At 40.6% G+C, this 17,944-nt stretch carries 14 protein-coding genes; 6 read left to right on the forward strand and 8 right to left on the reverse strand.

What is annotated here, in order from left to right; translation table 11 throughout:
- A complete protein-coding gene (locus HMPREF1195_RS04390) occupies positions 1-1,176 on the forward strand; it encodes an aminoacyltransferase (RefSeq protein WP_023918651.1) in 1,176 nt (391 codons plus the stop codon).
- 74 nt (positions 1,177-1,250) lie between these two features.
- On the opposite strand, the gene tpiA is transcribed toward HMPREF1195_RS04390, so the two are convergent.
- The 4 genes from tpiA to ftsW form a co-directional block, all read right to left on the reverse strand.
- Positions 1,251-2,009 carry a triose-phosphate isomerase gene (gene tpiA / locus HMPREF1195_RS04395; RefSeq protein WP_023918654.1) on the reverse strand — a complete coding sequence of 253 codons (759 nt, stop codon included), beginning with the start codon at positions 2,007-2,009 and terminating at the stop codon, positions 1,251-1,253.
- 164 nt (positions 2,010-2,173) lie between these two features.
- Entirely contained in the window at positions 2,174-3,370 is a 1,197-nt protein-coding gene (tuf, locus tag HMPREF1195_RS04400; protein ID WP_003002543.1) for an elongation factor Tu, read from the reverse strand.
- A gap of 277 nt (positions 3,371-3,647) precedes the next feature.
- Positions 3,648-6,473, reverse strand: coding sequence for a phosphoenolpyruvate carboxylase (gene ppc / locus HMPREF1195_RS04405; RefSeq protein WP_037599471.1), 2,826 nt, complete (start codon positions 6,471-6,473; stop codon positions 3,648-3,650).
- Positions 6,474-6,511: 38 nt separating this feature from the next.
- On the reverse strand, positions 6,512-7,753 hold the full coding sequence (ftsW, locus tag HMPREF1195_RS04410; RefSeq protein WP_023918658.1) for a cell division peptidoglycan polymerase FtsW: 1,242 nt from the start codon (positions 7,751-7,753) through the stop codon (positions 6,512-6,514).
- Between the two features lie 249 nt (positions 7,754-8,002).
- On the opposite strand from ftsW, the gene HMPREF1195_RS04415 reads away from it, so the two are divergent.
- The 3 genes from HMPREF1195_RS04415 to HMPREF1195_RS04425 all read left to right on the forward strand — a co-directional run bounded on the left by HMPREF1195_RS04415 (position 8,003) and on the right by HMPREF1195_RS04425 (position 10,138).
- Positions 8,003-8,878, forward strand: coding sequence for a GH25 family lysozyme (locus tag HMPREF1195_RS04415; protein ID WP_023918661.1), 876 nt, complete (start codon positions 8,003-8,005; stop codon positions 8,876-8,878).
- A 140-nt stretch (positions 8,879-9,018) separates the two neighbouring features.
- Positions 9,019-9,492, forward strand: a complete 474-nt coding sequence (locus HMPREF1195_RS04420) for an aminoacyl-tRNA deacylase (protein WP_023918663.1) — start codon at positions 9,019-9,021, stop codon at positions 9,490-9,492.
- Between the two features lie 22 nt (positions 9,493-9,514).
- Positions 9,515-10,138, forward strand: a complete 624-nt coding sequence (locus HMPREF1195_RS04425) for a histidine phosphatase family protein (RefSeq protein ID WP_023918664.1) — start codon at positions 9,515-9,517, stop codon at positions 10,136-10,138.
- 36 nt (positions 10,139-10,174) lie between these two features.
- On the opposite strand, the gene lysS is transcribed toward HMPREF1195_RS04425, so the two are convergent.
- From lysS to HMPREF1195_RS04445, 4 genes are all read right to left on the reverse strand, one after another.
- Positions 10,175-11,665, reverse strand: a complete 1,491-nt coding sequence (gene lysS / locus HMPREF1195_RS04430; protein ID WP_023918666.1) for a lysine--tRNA ligase — start codon at positions 11,663-11,665, stop codon at positions 10,175-10,177.
- A 270-nt stretch (positions 11,666-11,935) separates the two neighbouring features.
- Positions 11,936-13,273 carry an ABC transporter permease gene (locus HMPREF1195_RS04435; protein WP_023918668.1) on the reverse strand — a complete coding sequence of 446 codons (1,338 nt, stop codon included), beginning with the start codon at positions 13,271-13,273 and terminating at the stop codon, positions 11,936-11,938.
- Positions 13,273-13,968, reverse strand: coding sequence for an ABC transporter ATP-binding protein (locus tag HMPREF1195_RS04440; RefSeq protein WP_003002759.1), 696 nt, complete (start codon positions 13,966-13,968; stop codon positions 13,273-13,275). Before HMPREF1195_RS04440 ends, HMPREF1195_RS04435 begins: the two co-directional genes overlap by 1 nt.
- A complete protein-coding gene (locus tag HMPREF1195_RS04445; RefSeq protein ID WP_023918670.1) occupies positions 13,952-15,109 on the reverse strand; it encodes an efflux RND transporter periplasmic adaptor subunit in 1,158 nt (385 codons plus the stop codon). The genes HMPREF1195_RS04440 and HMPREF1195_RS04445 overlap by 17 nt, the downstream gene beginning before the upstream one ends.
- A gap of 178 nt (positions 15,110-15,287) precedes the next feature.
- Between HMPREF1195_RS04445 and gorA the strand changes: the two genes are divergently transcribed.
- Entirely contained in the window at positions 15,288-16,637 is a 1,350-nt protein-coding gene (gene gorA / locus HMPREF1195_RS04450; RefSeq protein ID WP_023918671.1) for a glutathione-disulfide reductase, read from the forward strand.
- A gap of 309 nt (positions 16,638-16,946) precedes the next feature.
- On the forward strand, positions 16,947-17,944 hold a 998-nt coding region (locus tag HMPREF1195_RS04455), incomplete at its 3' end, for a collagen binding domain-containing protein (RefSeq protein ID WP_023918673.1).

Below are 17,944 nucleotides of genomic sequence, written 5' to 3' on the forward strand. Positions count from 1 at the left end.
ATGACTCTTACGACAATTTCAAAAGAAGAATTTACCTCATTTGCAAATACCGTCTCCCATCGCTCTTTCATCCAGTCTGCAGAGATGGCAGATCTGCTTGTAGAGCGAGGGAACACCGTTCAATTTATCGCTTGGAAGGAAGATGATCAAGTCCAAGTGGCTGCGATCTTGTATAGTCTTCCCATGACAGGTGGTCTCCATATGGAAATCAATTCAGGGCCCCTCTACCAAGAGGAAGCTATGCTGGAACCCTTCTATGCAGCTTTAAAAGACTATGCGAAAGAGAATAGCGCTATTGAACTCGTCATCAAGCCCTATGATACCTATCAAACCTTTGACAGCGACGGAAATCCAACCAGTGAGGAGCAAACTCATTTTATGGATACCCTTAAAAACTTGGGCTATCAGCATGATGGTTTAACAACTGGTTACCCAGGTGGAGAACCTGTCTGGCACTATCTAAAGAATCTCAATGGAGTTGACTCCAAAACTCTACTAAAATCCTTCAACAAAAATTGTAGTCGTAATATTACCACTGCCCTAAACTATGATATTTCCATCCGAAACATTACCAGAGAAGAAATCCCTCAGTTTAAACAAATTATCGAGGAAACTGGTAAGAGACAAGGTTTTGAAGATAAAAGTCTGAGTTACTACTATGATTTGTATGATAGTTTTGGTCCATATGCGGAATTCGTAGTTGCTGAGATCAATTCAACAGCTGCCCTTGCCCACTTGGATCAGAAAATTTCCTTGCTAAATCCATCCGCCAAACAATATGAACAACAATTACAAAAACTAGAGAAACAAAAGAATATTGTTCGGGAAACTTTAGCTGGTAAAGAATCTGAAACAGTTCCTTTAGCATGTGCTCTCATAATCTATACCCCCTCAGAAGTCACTTATTTATTTGGAGGATCTTATACTAAATTTCAGAAATTTTCTGCTGCTTTCTTGATTCAATACCATGCAATGAAGCGAGCATTAGAAAAAGGGATCACCTTATACAACTTCCTAGGCATTCAAGGAATCTTTGACGGGTCAGATGGTGTGCTTCGTTTCAAACAGAACTTCAATGGCTACATCGTTCGTAAGATGGGAACCTTCCGTTATTATCCCCGTCCTCTTAAATACAAAATGATTTCTCTCATTAAGAAACTTTTAGGACGTTCCTAACTCAAAAGACCAGCTTTGTAGCTGGTCTTTTCTACTATAAAAAAGTCGAGGGAAACCTCGACTTTTTTAGATCATTATTTAACGAAGTCAAGCAATGCCAAGAAGCTTTCAGCTTCAAGTGATGCACCACCTACAAGAGCTCCGTCAACGTCTGGACAAGCCATGTATTCAGCAACATTTTCAGGTTTAACTGAACCACCGTATTGAACACGTACTTTGTCAGCCACTTCTTGACCAAAGTCAGCAGCTACAACGTCACGAACAACTTTACACATTTTTTGTGCGTCGTCTTGTGAAGCAGATTTACCAGTACCGATAGCCCAGATTGGTTCGTAGGCGATTACTGTTGAAGCGACTTGTTCTGCAGTCAATCCAGCCAAAGCAGCTGAAACTTGAGCACCTACGAATTCTGCTGCTTTACCAGCTTCGTAAGTTTCAAGGCTTTCACCACAACAGATGATTGGAAGCATACCGTTCGCAAAGATTGCTTTTGCTTTTTTGTTGATGTCTTCATCAGTTTCGTGGAAGTAGTCACGACGTTCTGAGTGACCGATAACAACGTAGTCAGTACCGATTTCTTTCAAAACTTGTGGGCTAGTTTCACCAGTGAAGGCACCAGCATTTTCAAAGTAAGTGTTTTGTGCAGCAACTTTAAGGTTTGAACCTTTAGCAGCGGAAAGTACAGCTGTCAAGTCAACTGCAGGAGCCGCGATGCCAGCTTCAACAAGATCAGCTGAAGGAAGTTTTGATGCTACAGCTTCAACGAATGCTTTTGCTTCTTCTGGATTTTTGTTCATTTTCCAGTTACCAGCGATAAATGGTTTACGTGACATTTCACATACCTCTTTTTTCTAATTTTATACTATCTATTTTACCATAAATTTCGTCATAATGAAAGGTTGCACAAGCTCATTTTACTTTTTACCAAAATAAAAACCCCGTCTTCACGGGGTTTTCTGTCTGTCTATATAATTGTTAATCTGGGAACTAGATCGAATTAAGCTTCGATTTCAGTAACCATACCTGAACCAACAGTACGTCCACCTTCACGGATTGAGAATGTAGTACCTTGTTCAACGGCGATTGGATGGATCAACTCAACGTCGATAGTCACGTTATCACCAGGCATTACCATTTCAGTTCCTGCTGGAAGTTCGATAGATCCAGTTACGTCAGTTGTACGGAAGTAGAACTGTGGACGGTAGTTGTTGAAGAATGGAGTATGACGTCCACCTTCTTCTTTAGTAAGGATGTAAACTTCACCTTTGAATTTAGTGTGTGGGTTGATTGAACCTGGTTTAGCGATAACTTGTCCACGTTCGATTTCATCACGTTGGATACCACGAAGAAGCACACCAACGTTATCCCCTGCAAGACCTTCGTCAAGTTGTTTACGGAACATTTCAACACCAGTAACAACTGCTTTTTGGATTTCTTCTTTGATACCAACGATTTCGATTTCGTCGTTGACACGAACAACACCACGGTCGATACGACCTGAAGCAACTGTACCACGTCCAGTGATTGAGAATACGTCTTCGACTGGAAGAAGCAATGGTTTGTCTGTATCGCGTTCTGGTTCTGGGATGTACTCATCAACAGTATCCATCAATTCCATGATGATGTCTTCATATTTAGAGTCACCTTCAAGAGCTTTAAGAGCTGAACCTTGGATAACTGGAAGGTCATCACCTGGGAAATCGTATTCTGAAAGAAGGTCACGGATTTCCATTTCAACCAATTCAAGCAATTCTTCATCGTCAACCAAGTCAACTTTGTTCATGAAGACGATCAAGTGTTTGACACCAACCTGACGTGAAAGAAGGATGTGTTCACGTGTTTGTGGCATTGGTCCATCAGTTGAAGCTACTACAAGGATAGCTCCGTCCATTTGAGCGGCACCAGTGATCATGTTTTTAACATAGTCCGCGTGTCCTGGAGCGTCGATGTGAGCGTAGTGACGTTTAGCAGTTTCGTACTCAACGTGTGCAGTGTTGATAGTGATACCGCGTTCGCGTTCTTCTGGAGCAGCATCGATAGACGCATAGTCTTTTGGTTGGTTAACTGATGAAGGCAAGCGACGTGCCAAAACAGTTGTGATTGCTGCAGTTAGGGTAGTTTTACCGTGGTCAACGTGTCCGATTGTACCGATGTTAACGTGCGGTTTACTACGATCGTATTTTTCTTTTGCCATTTGAGTAAAAGCCTCCAATAAAATATATTTTATAGATAGACAGTAGGCAATACAGTCTAACTTTCCTTACTATTCTATCGAATTTTAGATAAAATTGCAAGCCTTTTACCTATATTTTCTTAATTATTCCTCTTCTTTCCTTTTATTTTGTCCTCTTGCTGAAAGATCCTGATCAAGCCTTGAAAATCCTCATTTGAAATCTTCAATTTAAACTTGTTAAGCATCTTCTATCACTTCGTTTTAGAGTAGAAAAAATCGGAACAATGTTCCGATTTTTTTAACCTGAATTTCGTAATCCTGTAGCCACTCCATTGATGGTGATATGGATTAGCTTGTCTTGATCGGCTGATAGTTGTCCAGTCCGTTGACGTCGAATCAATTCTAACTGAATATAGTTCAAGACGTTAAAGTACGGCATCCGATAATCCAAACTTTCTTTCAGATAAGGGTTTTCCGCGAGCAATTCGTCATGCTCCTCAATCATCAGGATGATATCCTTGGTCAATTGCCATTCATGTAAGATAATCTGATAGATATTGCGGACTTCTTCTTCCTCACACAATTGCGCATACTCAAAAGCAATATCCATGTTGGCTTTGGATAAGACCATGTCCACATTTGACAAGAGAGATTGGAAGAAAGGCCAGTTCTTATACATATATCGAAGGGTTTCAATATTCTCAGGATCCTCATCGATAAATTCCTTAAAGCTAGAACCTACTCCATACCAACCAGGGAACATCACCCGACTTTGTGACCAAGAGAAGACCCAAGGAATGGCACGCAAACCACCAATTTCTGTAATAGTCTTACGAGCAGCTGGACGCGAACCAATATTAAAGCTAGAAATAGCTTTGATCGGACTTGATTCAAAGAAGTAATCATAGAAGTGCTCATTTCCAAAGACCAAATCACGATAGATATCGTAACTGCGATTCACGACTTTATCCATGACTTCCCCGAAACGATCAAACATAGAAAATGGACTCTTTTGTTCGGAAATCATTCGGTTAATGGTTGCTGAGACGAGCATCTCAAGGTTGTAATAGGCAGCATCTTTGTTCCCGTATTTATTGCCGATCACTTCCCCTTGCTCGGTTAAGCGGATACGGTCATTAATGGATTTCAATGGTTGAGAAGTGATGGCTTCATAAGTAGGACCTCCACCACGACCAACCGTACCACCACGACCATGGAAGAAGGTAATCTTCACTCCAAACTCATCTCCGATAGCAGTCAATTGTTGTTGGGCTTTAAAGAGGGTCCAGCAAGAAGACAAGTAGCCACCATCCTTGTTGGAATCAGAGTAACCTAACATAATTTCTTGGTAGTTGTTCTTAGAAGCAATCCAACGTTTGGCAATTGGAAGAGACAAGTAGCTTCTCATAGTTTCTTCTGAATGATCCAAATCTTCGATTGTTTCAAACAAAGGTACGATTTGCACGCGAGCTTTTTCTGTATCAACTAAGCCCACTTCTTTCAACATCACAGCCAATTCCAACATATCTGATACACTTGTTGCATGTGAAATGATGTTTTGACGAATGACTTCTTCTCCTAAACGATCCTTCAATTCACGAGCCGTATGGAAAATTGCTAGTTCTTTTTCAAGCAGTTCAGATTTTTCAGCATGGGTAGCTGATAAAATTCGTGGGTCTTCTAAGAGTTCTTTCAAGAGAACCTGACACTTTTCATCCTCTGATAAATCAGAATAATGGTCATTAATCCCTGCCGATTTCAATAATTCTGCTACACAGGCTTCATGCACACTAGAATCCTGGCGCATATCAATAGAGGCGAGATAGAATCCAAAAACATCGATGGCTTCTAGAAGTTCTGCAAATTCACCAGAAATTAAATACTCTGATTTGTTTTCTAACAAGGAATCTTTGATCTTTTTAAGGTCTTCTTTAAATTCTTGAGCAGAGGCATAAGCTGGAGCTTCTTTCTCAGAAATTTTCTTTAAAGCTCCAGAGATACGATTGCCGATATAGTCAGAAACTGGCCCTTGTTGATGAGCGTTTGCTCCTAATAATCTCTCGACAGCATAACGATCTTCTCTAGTTTCCCCAACCATCGTCCATTCTTTTAAGTTGACCAATGTTTGGATCAATTTTGACTGGATATAGTGGAAAGCACGACGGTATGGCTCTTTTTCTCGAAAAACAGATGTATCACTTGATAGGGCTGCCATTTCAGCTACTGCTTCACTTGTTTTAGAAAGACTCGTTGAAAGTGAGAAATGACGGTATAATTTAGAAATCTTTTCGATGTAATAGTTCAAAATGACTTCACTTTGAATGGTTGCTGAACGTTTCAAGGTCTCGGCAGTTACAAACGGATTTCCGTCCCGGTCTCCGCCAATCCACATTCCCATTGTAATCGGACGTGGTTGTTCGAGTTCTAATCCATGCTCTTTTGCCAAACGTTTATATTCCAGCATAAGGTTTGGAACAGCTTGTAAAAAGGAGCTATTGTAATATTCCATGACGTTGGTGATCTCATTAGTCACCTTCAATTTTTTGTCACGAATCATATCCGTTTGCATCATGATTTCAATATTACAACGAAGATTATTATACCACTTGTTTTCATTAATCAATCCCGCTTTAACATCCCGGTGTTGACGAAGAAGAGCATGGATATGATTGGTCAGATCCAGCATAGTCTTTCTTTGCACTTGAGTTGGATGGGCTGTCAAAACAGGCACAATATTGAGATTTTCAAGAATTTCTTGTGCATCTTCATTTTTCGCAACTTCTTTAATGGTTGAAGAAAGTTTTCCGAGGTAATCACCATCCACGTTATTCAAATGATTGATTTCATAGGCCAAATCGACATCTTCTGAGATATTAATTAAGAGTGGTAAAATGGCAAAATAACGTGAAATGACTGTCATTTCTTCATTTGTCAATTGTTCCACTAGTTGGTTCAAATCACGATAATTCTTTGTTTTCGATAGATCTTTCAATTGTGAGATCTTTTCAAATGTTTCTGGACGAACCAAATTTTTCGTAATATCATCCAATAAATTGGTTAAAATTTCGGCTTCTTCTTTAACAATATCTTTATTTCTAAAGTTCTCTAATTTTTGTAAGACCATTTTTTCTCCTTTTTGAATAGCCATTAAACAATACCCTTTTAATAATATGGTTTAATTTTACCTTTTTCTTCAAAAACCATGCCTTCTTGTTCCATCTTGGCCCGTTTTTCACTCGCATCGATATTCAAAACGAAAGCAATCGCTACAGATAAGACCCATAAACTATTTCCTCCTTGAGACAAGAAGGGGAAGGTCACTCCAGTAGACGGAATCAAACCAGAAATTCCTCCGATGTTAATGAAGGTTTGTACCAAGATCATCCCACCGATCCCAATGGCCATCATCGAATTAAAAGGATTCTTTGCTCGAATACCGACTAAAATGATCCGAAGAATCAAGAAGAATAAGAGAGCAAGGATCAAGCTAGCTCCAACAAAACCTAATTCTTCAATCACAATCGCAAATACAAAGTCTGTGTGGGCTTCTGGTAAGTAACCTTGTTTTTCAATGGAATTTCCAAGCCCCAAGCCAAACCAACCACCATTACTCATGGCATAGTAGGAATTAGCTAATTGGTGACCCGCGCCAGACAAGTCATTAAAGGGGTTAAAGAAGGCACTAAACCGTTTGGCTACATAACCAAAGACAGGAATTTTAGCGACACGGTCCACACCGATAATCCAAATTGAACCAAGGACAATGGACGACGCTCCAACAACTAAACCAAGTAAAGAGGTGAACCAACGATAGCCCACTCCACTAGCTGTAATCATGATCAAGACCGTTAAGGCCAAGATCGTCGCATTTCCCAAGTCCGGCATAATCACAACGATTCCAATCAGAATCAAGGTCAGCCAACGCCAATCATTTAAATTTCTAGGAATCCATTCATTGTGGGTCAATGCTTGGTAATCATAATCACGGATTTCGTCTTGTCGCTTAGAAAAAATCAAAGCCAGATACCAGACTAAGATAACCTTGAGGTATTCTGCTGGCTGGATACTAAACCCTCCTGGGATCGTCAACCAACCGTGAGCACCGTTGACCGTATCTGTGATAAACCTGGACAGAATCAACAAAATCACTTCAATAAAGATGACAAAAGCCAGCACTTTTTTATTTCGAAGGAAGTTTAAGCTAAATTTATAAATCAAAGCGATGGTTAGGAGACTTAGGATGAAAAAGAGCCCCTGTGTCCGTACCATTCGAATCGAACTCACTCCACTTTGAATTGCCAAGGCACTTGTTGTCGAATAAACAACAATCAAGCCAATGATGGATAAAATCAAATAGGGAATGAGGATGGAATAATTTAAAAGATGTCTTTTCTCAATTTTCATAATTCACCATATTCCTAATGTTCAACCTTCATTATATCATTTTTAAGAAGCAAAACCAAGGAAAGGCCCGAAAAGATTCGGCTTCTTCCCAATTTTCGAGAAATATTCTAGTCATTCTTCTTATTTTCATATATTTTTATCCTTTTTCGATGAAAAGATTCCTTTTTTTTTGAAAATAATGGCTGAAATCGTGATCTTTTAAGCATTAAGTTTTGCCTTTTCGTCTTATTTACGGTAAAATGATTTTGTATGAGAAAAAGGATAAAACCCGTTGTTCTCTTTGTCTTTTTTATCGGTATCATTTCTTTTCTGGTTCTTTCACGAACGATTGCCGATCTGCAAGCCAGAGAGCAACAAGCAACAACCAAAACCATTCCGAACTCCAATACACCTAAAAAAACAACCACTGCAAGCTCTTCTTCTAAAAAAGAAGAAGATATCAATCCAGAACTGGTTGGCCGCCCGATCATTGATATCTCTGGCTGGCAATTGCCTAGTGAAATTGACTACGATGTTCTCTCCCAAAATGTGGGAGGTGTGATCGTTCGTGTCCATAGTGGGGCTCAAGCTAAAAAGGAAAATGCGGCGACCCACTTAAATGGTCTGGATAAATCCTATAAAACCCATATCCAAGAATTCCAAAAACGAAATATCCCAGTCGCGGTCTATGCTTATGTCGCTGCTAAGGATAAAAAAGAAATGGAAAAAGAAGCAGAAGAATTTTACAAGGCTGCTTCTCCTTACAAGCCGACCTACTATTGGTTAGATGTTGAGGAAAAAACCATGAAGGATATGAACGCAGGCGTTGAAGCTTTCCGAGCAAAACTACAAGCTTTGGGTGCCAAAAATATTGGACTCTATATCGGAACCTACTTCATGGAAGAACATAGTATCTCCACTGATAAATTTACGGCTCTTTGGATTCCTACTTATGGATTTGATGATGGCTACTATAATGCTGCGCCAGATACCAATACGGAATACGACTTGCATCAATATACCTCTCAAGGGCAATTAAATGGATTCTCACACTACTTGGATCTCAACCAAATTGCTCCGACGCAAGACCAAGAAGCGATTTATCGGAAACTTTTCAAGGTACAAAAAGATAACTCTTCCTCATAGCCTTAAAACAGCAGATCAAGTGGTTTTCACTTTTTCTGCTGTTTTCTATTTTTAAGGAGAAGAGAATATTGCTGCTATTATATGTTATAATAGTCTAATGAAATCTGATTTTGTAGAGAAAAAGAGAAAAGGAGAAAGCCGTGGCAAAAAAAAATAAAGTGAAGAAAACCTTGGTCGAACAGATCTTGACAAAAGCAAAAATCGAGCACATAGGCTTACAAATCAACGCTTTAGAAGGGATCTTACCAGAAGGGATTGATCGCTCTACTATTTTCAAAACCCTAGCTCTCAAAGGTGATAAAACGGGTCCCGTGATTGGGATCATTCCTATTACAGAGCATCTTTCAGAGAAAAAGTTAGCCAAATTATCAGGAAATAAGAAAATCGCTATGATTCCTCAAAAAGATCTTGAAAAAACAACGGGTTATATTCATGGGGCCAATAATCCGGTGGGCATTCGCCAAAAACATTCTTTTCCTATTTTTATCGACGAATCAGCCCTTCAGTTAGAAACCATGATCGTATCTGCTGGGGAAATTGGCCATAGTATTCAAATCAAACCACAACTTCTAGCAGACTTCGTAAAGGCGACTTTTGCAGATATTTTGGAATAAAGACAGAGAAGGAGACAAGATTGTGAAACTATATTTTATTCGACACGGACGGACAGAATGGAATGAAGAAGGACGTTTGCAAGGATCAAATGGCGATTCTCCGCTATTACCAGCCTCCATTCATCAGCTTGAAAAATTAGGAAAGCATCTAGCTACTGTCCCTTTTGATGCAGCTTTTGCAAGTGATCTGCCACGGACAGTCCATACTGCACAGATCATTCTCGATCAATTGGAGACACCTCTAAAATTGCAACCAACGCCTGCTCTTCGTGAGTGGAATTTGGGAAAATTAGAAGGAGCTAAAATTTCTACCATTTCGGCCATCTATCCCCAACAAATGGATGCGTTTCGACATAACCTCGCCCGTTTTCAAAATGAAATCTTTGATGCAGAATCTGTTTATGAAACAACCAAACGTACCTGTGATTTTGTAAAAAGTCTGAAAGGAAAAGAGCTCGATACCGTTCTCATTGTTGGACACGGAGCTAATTTGACAGCTTCTATTCGAACCTTGCTCGGTTATGAAACAGGAGAACTCCGCAAAAATGGTGGACTAGATAATGCCAGCGTGACGATTTTGACAACAGATGATTTTGAGCACTATCACTTAGAAAAATGGAATGATACCTCTTATATAGAGGACTAAAAAACACTGATCGCAAGATCAGTGTTTTCTTTTAGCTTATTTCATAGTTGGGAAGAGAAGAACGTCGCGAATCGTTGTTACATTTGTCAACAACATAACGAGGCGGTCAATACCAATTCCAAGTCCACCTGTTGGTGGCATACCATATTCGAGGGCTTCAACGTAGTCATAGTCGATGCCTGTAGCTTCGTCATCTCCCAATTCTTTCGCACGCGCTTGCGCTTCAAAACGTTGCAATTGATCGATCGGATCATTCAATTCCGTGAAGGCATTGGCATACTCTTTGGTCATGATGAAGAGTTCGAAACGGTCAGTGAAGCGTGGGTCTTCTGGGTTTTTCTTAGCCAAAGGTGACACTGCTACTGGGTGACCATAAACAAAAGTTGGTTGCGTCAAGGTTTCTTCAACAAATTCTTCGAAGAAGGCATTGATAATTTGTCCCACTTCTGTGTAGTGTTTTTCAACTGGTACATGTTTTTCGTTTGCAAGAGCTACAGCTTCTTCAAAGGTCATGTCTTGCCAGAAGTCAATACCTGTGATTTCTTTGATCGCATCAACCATGTGAACCCGTTTGAATGGTTCGTTGATTTTGATTTCTGTTCCTTGATAGTCAATTGGACCATTTCCATGGACCGCTTTAGCAGCATGTTGAATGATACCTTCTGTTAAGTCCATGATATCGTGGAAGTCAGCGTAAGCTTGGTAGACTTCGATCGAAGTGAATTCAGGGTTGTGAGTGGCATCCATTCCTTCGTTACGGAAGATCCGTCCGATTTCGTAAACGCGTTCCATCCCACCAACAATCAAACGTTTCAAGTGGAGCTCAGTCGCGATACGAAGCACCATGTCAATATTTTGCGCATTGTGGTGAGTGATAAATGGTTTGGCAGCAGCACCCCCAGCTTCATTGTGAAGCACAGGTGTTTCCACTTCAAGGAATCCTTGACCATCTAAATAACGACGGATTTCAGAAATAATTTTTGAACGAGTTACGAAACGTTCGAAGCTTTCACGGTTTGAAATCAAATCCAAATAACGTTTGCGGTAGATGGTTTCCACATCTGAAAGTCCGTGGAATTTTTCTGGCAAGGGACGAAGGGCTTTTGATAAATGCGTAATGTGAGTTGCTTTGATTGAAAGCTCACCCATGTCGGTCCGCATCACTTCTCCTTCTACCCCGAGGAAATCTCCAAGGTCAGCTTTTTTGAAGATTTCGTAGTTTTCTTCTCCAACAGCGTCCTTACGAACGTAGATCTGAATTTGACCTTCTCGGTCTTGAAGATGGGCAAAGCCAACCTTTCCTTTTCCACGTTTTGTTACAAGACGACCGGCAATAATAGCTGTTTCGTTCAAGTCGTGGAGTTGTTCTTTATCTAATTCTGAATATTTTTCTTTTAATTGACCTGAATTTGCAGTACGTTCGAATCGCTTTCCAAATGGATCGATTCCTTGTTCACGAAGGGCCGCCATTTTCTCACGACGGACAATCTGCTGGTCATTTAATTCTTCCATATGTTCAGTAGTCATTTGGAACCTCCTAAGTTATTCTTCCTTATTCTATCATATTTAGACCAGAAATTCACTAATATTTACCAATTAAACAAAAATAAGGTAGAAGAAAAAATGCAGCTTCTTGAATGAATACTCAAAAATATCAGAACACCGTCGTTGACTCCCCAAACAGCATGAACTATCTAAGGCAAGATAATTAAAAAGGTTTCGATATACTATTCAACAAAAACATAAAAAAGGAGCGTGATGAATCCTGAACCATTCATCCTGACTCGCTCCTATTTTTTATTCATAACGCAGTGCTTCGATAGGGTTTAACTTAGAAGCCTTATTTGCTGGTAAAATCCCAAATATAATGCCAACAAATGCAGAGAAAATAATACTACCAATAGCAACATTTAAGGAAATAATCGGCGGTCCTTCTAGGGAGGATGCAGCAAGTGTAGTAATCAAGCTATTCACACCATAAGCAAGGCCAAGTCCAATTAGCCCACCAATGATGGTCAAGACCATAGACTCAATCAAAAATTGAACCAGAATCTTACCTCGAGTTGCTCCCAATGCTTTGCGAAGACCAATTTCTCTCGTCCGCTCAGTGACAGAAACCAACATGATATTCATGACTCCAATCCCACCAACCAAGAGGGAAATCCCTGCAATAGCCCCAATTACTGTCGTCATAATTCCTACTACTTTATTGGTTTCCTCTAAGATGCTATCTAAATTAAAGATTTGGAATTCCCCTTGGCGAACACCTGAAAGTTCTGTTAGCTTTTGAGCAGCTTCGATCCCAACGGATTTGATTTGTTTCACATCCGGTACATGGACGACAATATTTTGAATTTCATCCGTTCCGAATTCAGAAGCCAGCTGAGTATTGGCCATCAAGGCACTTCCACCTGAAGAAGCTCCATAGAGGGCAGTCCCTGCATTTGGATCCTTGAAAATTCCAACGACGCGATAATTGTTGTCCCCAACAGAGACCACCTGATTCAGTGGATTTTCCGTTCCAAATAATTGTTGAGCCAAGCCTTCATCAAGAAGCACTACCCGTGAGAAATTACTATAGTCTGCAGGCGTTAATTTTCGGCCAGATAGGAGTTCCACCTTCTTGACAGAAAAATAGGTCTCATTTACCCCTTGGATATTCACCCCGTCTGCTTTCTTCTTTTGAAAAGCAATGGTTGCATTGGAGGTATTGCCTACATAATAGCCATCGATTCCTTGAATCTTGGTTAATTCCTTGACCCAAGATTCTTGCACAACTGGTGGTGCTTCTTTGACTTGACCATCAATATCTTCAGCATTTTCTCCCTCGATATCCGATGGAGCAGCCATCCCTCGATCCTCAGCTGCAGGGCCACCTTCGCCTCCACCTTCACCTGTATCTTCAGAAGGGCCAATATTGATTCCTGTCACATAGCCACTCTTGTTGGGAGAATAAGAGATTTGTACATACTCTTGGTCCTTGGTAAAAGTCTTGGTGACACCAGCTTTCATACCATCTCCCAGAGCCATGATGACAACCACAGAAGCGACCCCAATAATGATCCCCACCATGGTCAAGAAAGACCGTAATTTATGGCTCATAATCGAGCTGATCGCAAATTTCCAATTTTGCATTAGGTCCCCCTTTCCAGCTTGCTATCTGAGGAGATCACTCCGTCACGAATGACGATGCGACGATGCGCAAAGGCTGCAATTTCTGGCTCGTGTGTAACCATGATAATGGTTTTTCCTTCTTGGTTTAGCTTGGTCAACAAGTCCATTATTTGCTCTCCCGTCTTGGTATCTAGGGCACCAGTCGGCTCATCTGCTAAGACAATGGCTGGCTGATTGACGAGAGCTCGAGCGATCGCTACCCGCTGTTTTTGACCTCCAGAGAGTTCCGAAGGCAAATGGTGCATGCGAGAATGGAGCTCTACCTTTTCAAGGTACTGCTCAGCTAATTCTTTCCGTTTAGCAGGATGAACTCCTGCATAAATGAGAGGCAGTTCCACATTTTGAAAGGCATTGAGCTTAGAGAGAAGAAAGAATTGTTGAAAGACAAAACCGATCTGTTCATTTCGAACACGTGCTAATTTTTTCTCACTGAGATTTCCAACCTCCTGACCTTCTAGAAAATACTCTCCACTGGTAGGGCGGTCCAACAAGCCAATGACGTTCATCAAGGTCGATTTCCCTGAGCCAGATGGACCCATAATGGCCACAAATTCTCCCTCTTCGACTTCTAAATCGATGTCTTTTAAGACACGAAGTTCCTGGTCCCCGTTTTTATAGGTTTTATTGATTCCTTTTAGTTCAATCAATTTTGTCATATTTTCCGATCTCTTTTCCATCTTCCAGTTTCTCATTAGGCTTCACAATAACTTGAGCATCTTTCTTCAAGCCTGACAAGATTTCCTGATTTTCAGCATCGGCGTTACCAAGCGTCACTTTTACTTTCTTAGCCTTGCCATTTTCGACCGTCCATACATAACTCGTATCCCCATCAGCCATGACACTTGTCACGGGAACAAGGGGATGTTGAGTAGAACTTTTGACTTCAATATTGACAGAAAAGCCTTGTTTGAGTTCCCCAATCTCACTGGTAATATCCACTGTGAATGGGTACTTGGCTCCACCGCTTCCTTGTGTTCCACCTGCTGCATTGGTGCCTGCTTGACCCGCGTCGGTCGGATAGTTGGCTACATAAGAAATCTTTCCTGTCCAGGTTTTATCCGGATAAACCTTGGAAGTGAGGACCACTTCCTGACCTTCAGAGATATTGGCCAAATTGTATTCAGACAATTCCCCTTTGACTTGTAAATTCCCGTTGCTCACAATGTGAACCAGAGTTTGGTTGGTCCCTGTAGTCGATTTTGAAACATCTTTATTGACTTCGACCACAGTGCCATCTGTATTACTCTTGACTGTTGTCGCATCCAGAAGTGCCTTAGCCTTGTTCATATTATCAACCGCATCAGACTTGGCATCTCGTAAATCGCTAGCTTGAGAATCAACAGTGCGTTGGGTCTGTGAAGCTGACTTGGCATCTGCTTCTTCATCTCCTGTCGTATCAATGCTCACACCATTTGTCAGTAAATCATTTAACTGACGATCTGCCTTATTGACAGCACGAACGGCTGCATCGTAAGCTGTTTGGGCCTCCGTACTGCTATATTGAACGATTGGCTGACCGGCCGTCACTTGATCTCCTACATTGACCAAAATCGACTGCAAATCACCTTTGGTTCCATCAAAATAGACATACTGCTCCTGATTGGCAGTGACCTTCCCAGTTAACAAGACCGAAGAAGCGATCGAGCCATCCTTGACCGTTTGCACCATTAGAGTTTCTTTCGTGACTGCTTGATCAGGAGTACTTGGATGTGAAAACACCATCACACTTCCTGTTCCAATCACCGCAATTGCCGCACCTGCGGCTGTAAATAGTTGCCATTTTTTCAATTTCTTCATCGTTTTTCTCCATCAAAGAAAGCGTTTTTTTCTATACCATAGTATACCATATTTCCTTACTTTTCTATCTAAAATTGACACAGCAAAATGAAATTTAAATGCTTGGGAAATGCTAAACCCTTGACTTTTGTAACAGTTGATATTACAATCAAACTGAAATCCCATTTAGGAGGAAAACATGAAAGAATTTGATATTATTTCAATCGGTGGAGGTAGTGGAGGAATCGCTACGATGAACCGGGCTGGGGAGCACGGAGCACGCGCTGCTGTCATCGAAGAAAAACAATTGGGGGGCACCTGTGTCAACAGAGGATGTGTGCCTAAAAAGATTATGTGGTATGGTGCACAAATTGCAGAAGCCATTCGCGATTACGGGCCAGACTATGGTTTTACTTCTGAACAGACCAAATTTGATTTTGCAACCTTAAGAAAAAATCGTGAAGCCTATATTGATCGTTCTCGGAATTCTTATGATGGTAGTTTCAAACGCAATGGAGTCGAACTGATTGAAGGTCGTGCTCGTTTTGTGGATGCTCATACGGTTGAGGTAAATGGAGAGACCATCAAAGCCAAGCATATTGTAATTGCGACAGGAGCCTATCCTCATATTCCTTCTGTTCCTGGAGCAGAATTTGGCGAAACATCCGATGATGTCTTTGCTTGGGAGGAACTTCCAAAGTCTATTGCTATAATTGGAGCTGGCTACATTGCGGTAGAATTAGCCGGTGTACTTCACCATCTAGGCGTTCAAACGGACCTCTTCATTCGAAAAGATCGGGTATTACGTAGTTTTGATTCTTCCATTTCTGATGGTTTAATGGAAGAAATGGAAAAACAAAGACTTCCTCTTCACAAGCATAAGGTTCCCATGAAGCTTGAAAAATTAACAGACGGACGTGTCAAGGTTTACTTTGAAGATATGACCAGCCATGTAGCGGAACATGTCATCTGGGCAACCGGACGCAAACCAAATGTCCAGGATCTCAATCTAGAAGCTGCAGGCGTCACCTTAAATGAAAAAGGATTCATTGCAGTGGATGAATACCAGAATACAGTGATTCCAGGAATCTATGCTCTTGGGGATGTCACAGGAGAAAAAGAATTAACTCCTGTCGCTATTAAAGCTGGACGCACTCTTTCTGAACGACTATTCAATGGAAAAGTGAATGCCAAAATGGATTATACAAACATCCCGACCGTTGTCTTTTCTCACCCTGCTATCGGAACCGTTGGCCTAACGGAGGAAGAAGCCCAGCAAACTTATGGTAAAGAGAATATCAAAGTCTATACTTCTCAATTTGCTTCCATGTACACCGCTGTTACCCAACACCGCCAGCAGGCAAAATTTAAACTCATCACTGCGGGGCCAGAAGAAAAAGTCGTTGGTCTCCATGGACTTGGATATGGCGTGGACGAAATGATCCAAGGATTTGCCGTTGCTATCAAGATGGGAGCGACAAAAGCCGATTTCGATGCAACTGTCGCCATTCACCCAACTGGATCCGAAGAATTTGTGACCATGAGATAAAAAATAAGCTTGAAGTCCTTGTACTTCAAGTTAAAAGGACTATTTCAATAAATAATAGTCCTTTTTCATTTATCTAATATTGGTAAAAGCCTTAAAATTTACAATATAAAATATTTTTATATTTAAAACTTCACTAATTTGTGATATAATTCACTTTGTAGGATGTCTTTTTCGACTGCAGACTAGTGGGAGGTGCATTTTTATTGGTGTTGTCTTGAAAAAGCGACCTATGAAATTTCTCAATTTTGTAAGTTTTTGGCAACCACATACAAATTGATGTAAATGATTGGAGACAAATGGGAGAAGAAAATGAATCAAAAGAATCTAAGTAGACTTGTAAAAGTCTTCTTTCTTATATTTTTACCATTATTATTTATCATATTTTCGCAATCCGATATGGTAAAAGCTGGAGATGTAAGTAACAATATTAGCTCACTTACTGTTTCATCTCAAGAAATCACAGATGGGGGACAAACAACCGTTAAGTTTACATTTGATGAGCATGCCCAAAAGATTCAACCAGGGGATACATTAAAAGTTAATTGGACTAGTTCTGGAACTATCTTTGGTGTAGGATTTAAAAAGACTATTCCACTGAGTATTGATGGAACTTATGTTGGAGACATGGTCATTACAGATGGATCTGCGACGGTGACTTTTAATGAAGGCATCAAAAACCTTCAAAACATCCGCGGTTGGGGTGAGTTTGAGATTGAAGGGCATAATGATACAGCAACCGATAAGGAGCATGTCGGGAAATTCACTATTATTAGTGGAGCTAGAAAAGTAGAATTAAACGTTAAGAAAATGGCTACTGGTGTTAACAGCGCTCCATTCTATCTCAAAGCGGGTGATATGCACGCGAATGATCCTGAACATATTCTTTGGACACTAACCATTAATGCAATGAACTTAGATGTAGATGGTGATGTTCGTGTTGAAGATGACATCCAAGGTGGTCATTCACTTGTAAAAGATAGTTTTAGTATTACTACTACAGGTAACAAACCAGGATATTACGGTGGCTCAACTGCTATCGATGATTTCTTAGCAGACTTTCCTGGAGCAACTTTCACAATTGACGCAACCGGAAAAATTAAGGTTACTATTCCTCAAAGTGAAATTAATAAGACTGGCGTCCTGATCTTTTACCAGACTAAAGTAGAGAATGAAAATCAAAAGAATTTCTTAAATAATACTAAGGTATGGTATCACGTTAAAGGTGAGCAAGCCGTTGTTGCCAAGGAAGTTAATGCATCTGTTGCAAATATTAATGCAAACGGTGGTGTGGATGGCGATATGACATC

The organism is Streptococcus parasanguinis CC87K (assembly GCF_000507765.1).
In the GTDB taxonomy this organism is placed as follows: Bacteria; Bacillota; Bacilli; order Lactobacillales; family Streptococcaceae; genus Streptococcus; species Streptococcus parasanguinis_J.